The sequence below is a fragment of the Enterobacter cloacae complex sp. P16RS2 genome (assembly GCF_014982155.1).
In the GTDB taxonomy this organism is placed as follows: Bacteria; Pseudomonadota; Gammaproteobacteria; order Enterobacterales; family Enterobacteriaceae; genus Enterobacter; species Enterobacter cloacae_M.
In genome coordinates this window covers 1-3,776 of the sequence record NZ_JADCKW010000038.1, presented here as the reverse complement: position 1 = coordinate 3,776, position 3,776 = coordinate 1, and the positions used below count along the sequence as shown (strand labels likewise).

Below are 3,776 nucleotides of genomic sequence, written 5' to 3'. Positions count from 1 at the left end.
GACCATAGATTCCGTTTTCTCTATCGTCCCCATCAAGGCTCTGGCCAGCACGATGCCCTTGTCGGTTTGCATGGCCAGCTCGGTCAGCAACTGGACAGCCTGCCGGTAGTGGCCAATCGTGAACGGCTGGAAGCCGAACACCGTTTGCAGCTCGACCAGGTGCTCGCGTCGGGTCTGCTCACGCTGCCCGTACTCGTCCCAGCTTTCGATGCCGACCTTGAGCTGGTTGGCGACCAGTCTCAGCAATGGCGGGAACGGTGGCTCATCAGCGCCAAGGATGACGCCGGGAAAGCGCAGGTAGCAGAGCTGCACCGCGAAGCCCAGCCGATTGGCCGGGCCGCGCCGCTGCCGGATGATGGAGAGGTCGCTTTCGCTGAACGTGTAGTGACGGATCAACTCATCCTTGGTGTCCGGCAACGCCAGCAGGCTTTCGCGCTCGGCGGCGGAGAGGATCGAACGGCGGGGCATGCGGTTTCCTTCTTCTTGAAAACGTAGGTTTGTGACAAGCCCGCCAAGGCAACCGGCGCGGCACGGGAATCAAGGCATTGCGATTCTCGAAAATAGTTCTTGAAATTCTATTCTTGATTGCATATCATCTCAACGAGTTTCGATAAGAAAGGATGCGCATGCGACCGTCTGTTGTGCTTGACATGAAGCGAAGCGCAGTGCGTGAAGCGGTAGGCCGCTTTCGCGCCGCGAACCCGCGCGTCTTCGGCTCGGTGCTGCATGGCACCGACCGGGATGGCAGCGACCTCGACCTGTTGGTCGATGCGCTGCCCGGTGCCACGTTGTTGGACTTGGGCGATTTGGAAGAAGAACTGAAATCGCTGCTCGGCGTTGACGTCGATCTGCTGACTCCCGGCGACCTGCCGCCGAAGTTCCGGGCCAAGGTGCTCGCGGAGGCGCAACCGATATGAGCGAGAACCGCCTGCCCGATTACCTCGACCACATTCAGCAGGCCGCAACCGATGCGCGCAGCTTCGTGGAAGGGATGGCCAAGGACGACTTCTTGGCCGACAAGCGCACCCAGCAGGCCGTCATCATGAGCCTGATCGTCATCGGCGAGGCGGCCACAAAGGTGATGGATGGCTACGTCGAGTTCACCCAGGCGCATGCCGACGTGCCGTGGCGCAGCATGCGCAATATGCGTAATCGCATGGCTCACGGCTATTTCGACATCAACCTCGATGTGGTGTGGGAGACGGTACAGGAATGGCTGCCGGCGTTGCTCCAGCAATTGCCCGCCGTGCGTCAGGATGCCGACGATGAAGACCGTAACGACAACTGTGAAAGAGGAATCTCCGATGACTGTTGAATCGAGAATATTTTCTGTAGCCGAGTATGTTCAGCCGTCCGAAGGCGAGCCTATTCGTTCCGTTGTGCTTGAAACCCGAGACTCAATTATCGTGGTTTGGCATGTCCATCCCGGGCAGGAAATTGCGGCTCACATTCATCCTCACGGCCAAGACACGTGGACTGTTTTGTCGGGAATGGCTGATTACTTTCAGGGCAATGGGATTGTTCGTGCCCTCAGGGAAGGTGAGATAGCCGTGGCAAGACCGGGCCAAGTGCACGGGGCGCGAAATACAGGTACCGAGCCATTTGTGTTAGTCTCGGTTGTGGCATCAGCCAATGCCGGTTTCGTATTGGCTGAGCGATAGAGCCCAATCTCTGGAGTTGGTCCAATGAGCGGTCGGGGAGATAGGTAACAGACATGCAGCGGACACGGCTGCTAAACCAGGTCGCAAACCTCCTTGCGTCGCAGCGTGCCGCAAGCGACGCGATCAATCGAATGGGGTCGGCATGAGACTGAACACCATCCAGTTCCCGACCGCGTAGCCGCCTGTCCTGCCGATCAGGTCTTGACCATCGACGCCTGGGATCAGTCCTGAATGTTCTTGGAGACCACTACGTTATGAGCCGCAGCCGCCGCAAAACACCCATCGTCGGGCACACGACCTGCGGCAGCGAGCGCGAGGACAAGAAGCTCTGGCATCAGCGCTGGCGCACCCGTGAGCGCACGGCGCTGACCAGCGCGTCGCCCGAAGCCCTGAGCGCCCATCTGCCCCTGCTGGAAAACCAGGCCAGCAGCGTCTGGTCGATGGGCAAGGATGGCCGCTCCTACTGGCCCGTCAAGCGCCAGGCCGCCACGGCGGATCGCATCGCCAATCACAAGGGACGCAACCCGCAAGAACGCGCCTCCCTGAAAAAGCGCCTGCTGCGCAAGTGGATGAGCAAATGAAGCTCTCCTTCCATCAGCACATTGCGCTGTTCTGGATGATCGGTGCTCCGGGCGTCTTCGCGCCCGTGATCGAGAACGCCAAGCGGCCCGATGCCGGCGCCGTCATGGCGTGGGGTGTCGCGATCGTGGCGGTGATGATCCTCTTCACCCCTTTGCTGCTGCGCTGTCCACCATTCCGGCGCTGGTATGGCCGGACGGATGCGCTGTCGGAGCGGCAGCGCCAGGCGCTTGCCGAGCGCGGCCTGCGCCGCTACTACCAGACCGCTTTCGATGACGGCTACGTGCCCCGCGTGATGCCCTACGTGTGGCGCATCATCTGGACGGTCGGCGGGTTGATGGCTGTGACCGCCGTACTGCCTACCAACACCGGACGGCCAGCCTTCGATGCCTTGGTGGTCTTCTCGACCTGGTATCCGATAGGCGTGATGCTGCTGGTTTTCGCGTCGAGGCCCCTTGGCCGGTTGATTCGCCAAAGAGCACAGGAGCGGCGGAAATGAGCACGTCAACCATCGAGGCGCTGGCCAGCGCCTGGGCAAGGATTGCCGAGGAAGCGGAATTCCCCGCTGACTACGAGGGGACTGCCACACCACAAGCGCATCGGGCTAGCGAAGCTATTCAGGAGCAGATTCGGGAGCGCATCGTCGCCACCAACGACATGCGGCTGTTCAGCCTGCTGCACCTGCTGGGTCAGGCGTCGCTGCGCATGGAGCAAGCGCTGTGGCCGGAGGATTACGAGCGGATGACGCGCGAGGTTGAGGAAGCCCTGCGGCAAGCCACCGACGCCAACGCCAGATCGTACACCCACGAAGAAGTGATGCAGGCGATGCAGGAACGCATCGACCGGGCGCGAGACAAGCCATGTTGATTGGCTATGCGCGCGTCTCGACGCAGGATCAGAACCTGGAGCTGCAACGCGAAGCCTTGAGCAAGGCCGGATGTAAAAAGGTCTTCGAGGACAAGGTGAGTGGCACGCGGGCAGACCGGCCTGGCTTGGCCAAGACGCTCGAAATGCTGCGCGAAGGCGATACTTTGGTCGTCTGGAAGCTCGACCGGCTGGGCCGGTCGGTCAAGCAACTGGTCGATCTGGTCGGCGATCTGCACAAGCACGGTGTCCAGTTCAGGAGCCTCACCGACTCCATCGACACCGGCACACCATCCGGGCGGTTCTTCTTCCACGTCATGGCGAGCCTTGCCGAAATGGAGCGCGAGCTGACCGTCGAGCGCACCCGCGCCGGGCTGGAAGTCGCCAAGCAGCTCGGCCGCAAAGGCGGCCGCAAGCCGAAGATGACCGACAGCAAGATCGAGTCGGCCAAGAAGCTGCTGGCCAGCGGGGTGCCGCCCAAGGACGTGGCCAAGAACCTCGGCGTGTCCATTCCGACGCTGTACCGCTGGGTGCCAGCCTCCACGCACGCTTAGCGTGCTTTATTTTTAATGAGATGGTCACTCCCTCCTTCCCAGTACTATGCTGAGGACAGGCTTTCATTCGGAGAACCATCATGGAAAACATTGCGCTTATTGGTATCGATCTGGGTAA

General features: G+C 61.0%; 8 protein-coding genes. 7 read left to right on the top strand and 1 reads right to left on the bottom strand.

Annotated features, from left to right (window positions below; all coding sequences use genetic code 11):
- Window positions 1-468, bottom strand: a 468-nt coding sequence (locus INF68_RS20390) for a DUF4158 domain-containing protein (RefSeq protein WP_045135633.1), incomplete at its 3' end; no start/stop codon positions are given.
- A 158-nt stretch (window positions 469-626) separates the two neighbouring features.
- Between INF68_RS20390 and INF68_RS20385 the strand changes: the two genes are divergently transcribed.
- The 7 genes from INF68_RS20385 (at window position 627) to INF68_RS20355 (ending at window position 3,658) form a co-directional block, all read left to right on the top strand.
- Window positions 627-917, top strand: a complete 291-nt coding sequence (locus INF68_RS20385) for a nucleotidyltransferase family protein (RefSeq protein WP_001247892.1) — start codon at window positions 627-629, stop codon at window positions 915-917.
- Window positions 914-1,315, top strand: coding sequence for a DUF86 domain-containing protein (locus INF68_RS20380; protein WP_001293886.1), 402 nt, complete (start codon window positions 914-916; stop codon window positions 1,313-1,315). Before INF68_RS20385 ends, INF68_RS20380 begins: the two co-directional genes overlap by 4 nt.
- Window positions 1,305-1,661: a cupin domain-containing protein gene (locus INF68_RS20375; protein ID WP_000215515.1), complete on the top strand. Its 357-nt coding sequence runs from the start codon at window positions 1,305-1,307 to the stop codon at window positions 1,659-1,661. Before INF68_RS20380 ends, INF68_RS20375 begins: the two co-directional genes overlap by 11 nt.
- 254 nt (window positions 1,662-1,915) lie before the next feature.
- Window positions 1,916-2,242 (top strand): hypothetical protein, encoded by a 327-nt coding sequence (locus tag INF68_RS20370; protein WP_003100858.1) that lies wholly within the window; start codon window positions 1,916-1,918, stop codon window positions 2,240-2,242.
- The gene (locus INF68_RS20365; RefSeq protein ID WP_003100856.1) at window positions 2,239-2,739 is read left to right on the top strand and encodes a hypothetical protein; all 501 of its coding nucleotides are present in this window, start codon (window positions 2,239-2,241) and stop codon (window positions 2,737-2,739) included. The genes INF68_RS20370 and INF68_RS20365 overlap by 4 nt, the downstream gene beginning before the upstream one ends.
- The gene (locus INF68_RS20360; protein WP_003100853.1) at window positions 2,736-3,107 is read left to right on the top strand and encodes a hypothetical protein; all 372 of its coding nucleotides are present in this window, start codon (window positions 2,736-2,738) and stop codon (window positions 3,105-3,107) included. Before INF68_RS20365 ends, INF68_RS20360 begins: the two co-directional genes overlap by 4 nt.
- Window positions 3,101-3,658, top strand: a complete 558-nt coding sequence (locus tag INF68_RS20355) for a recombinase family protein (protein WP_003100847.1) — start codon at window positions 3,101-3,103, stop codon at window positions 3,656-3,658. Before INF68_RS20360 ends, INF68_RS20355 begins: the two co-directional genes overlap by 7 nt.
- Window positions 3,659-3,776: the final 118 nt, after the last annotated feature.

Coding starts and splice junctions, on each gene's coding strand:
- INF68_RS20385 (WP_001247892.1), top strand. CDS start 627: ATGCGACCGTCTGTTGTGCTTGACATGAAGCGAAGCGCAGTGCGTGAA.
- INF68_RS20380 (WP_001293886.1), top strand. CDS start 914: ATGAGCGAGAACCGCCTGCCCGATTACCTCGACCACATTCAGCAGGCC.
- INF68_RS20375 (WP_000215515.1), top strand. CDS start 1,305: ATGACTGTTGAATCGAGAATATTTTCTGTAGCCGAGTATGTTCAGCCG.
- INF68_RS20370 (WP_003100858.1), top strand. CDS start 1,916: ATGAGCCGCAGCCGCCGCAAAACACCCATCGTCGGGCACACGACCTGC.
- INF68_RS20365 (WP_003100856.1), top strand. CDS start 2,239: ATGAAGCTCTCCTTCCATCAGCACATTGCGCTGTTCTGGATGATCGGT.
- INF68_RS20360 (WP_003100853.1), top strand. CDS start 2,736: ATGAGCACGTCAACCATCGAGGCGCTGGCCAGCGCCTGGGCAAGGATT.
- INF68_RS20355 (WP_003100847.1), top strand. CDS start 3,101: ATGTTGATTGGCTATGCGCGCGTCTCGACGCAGGATCAGAACCTGGAG.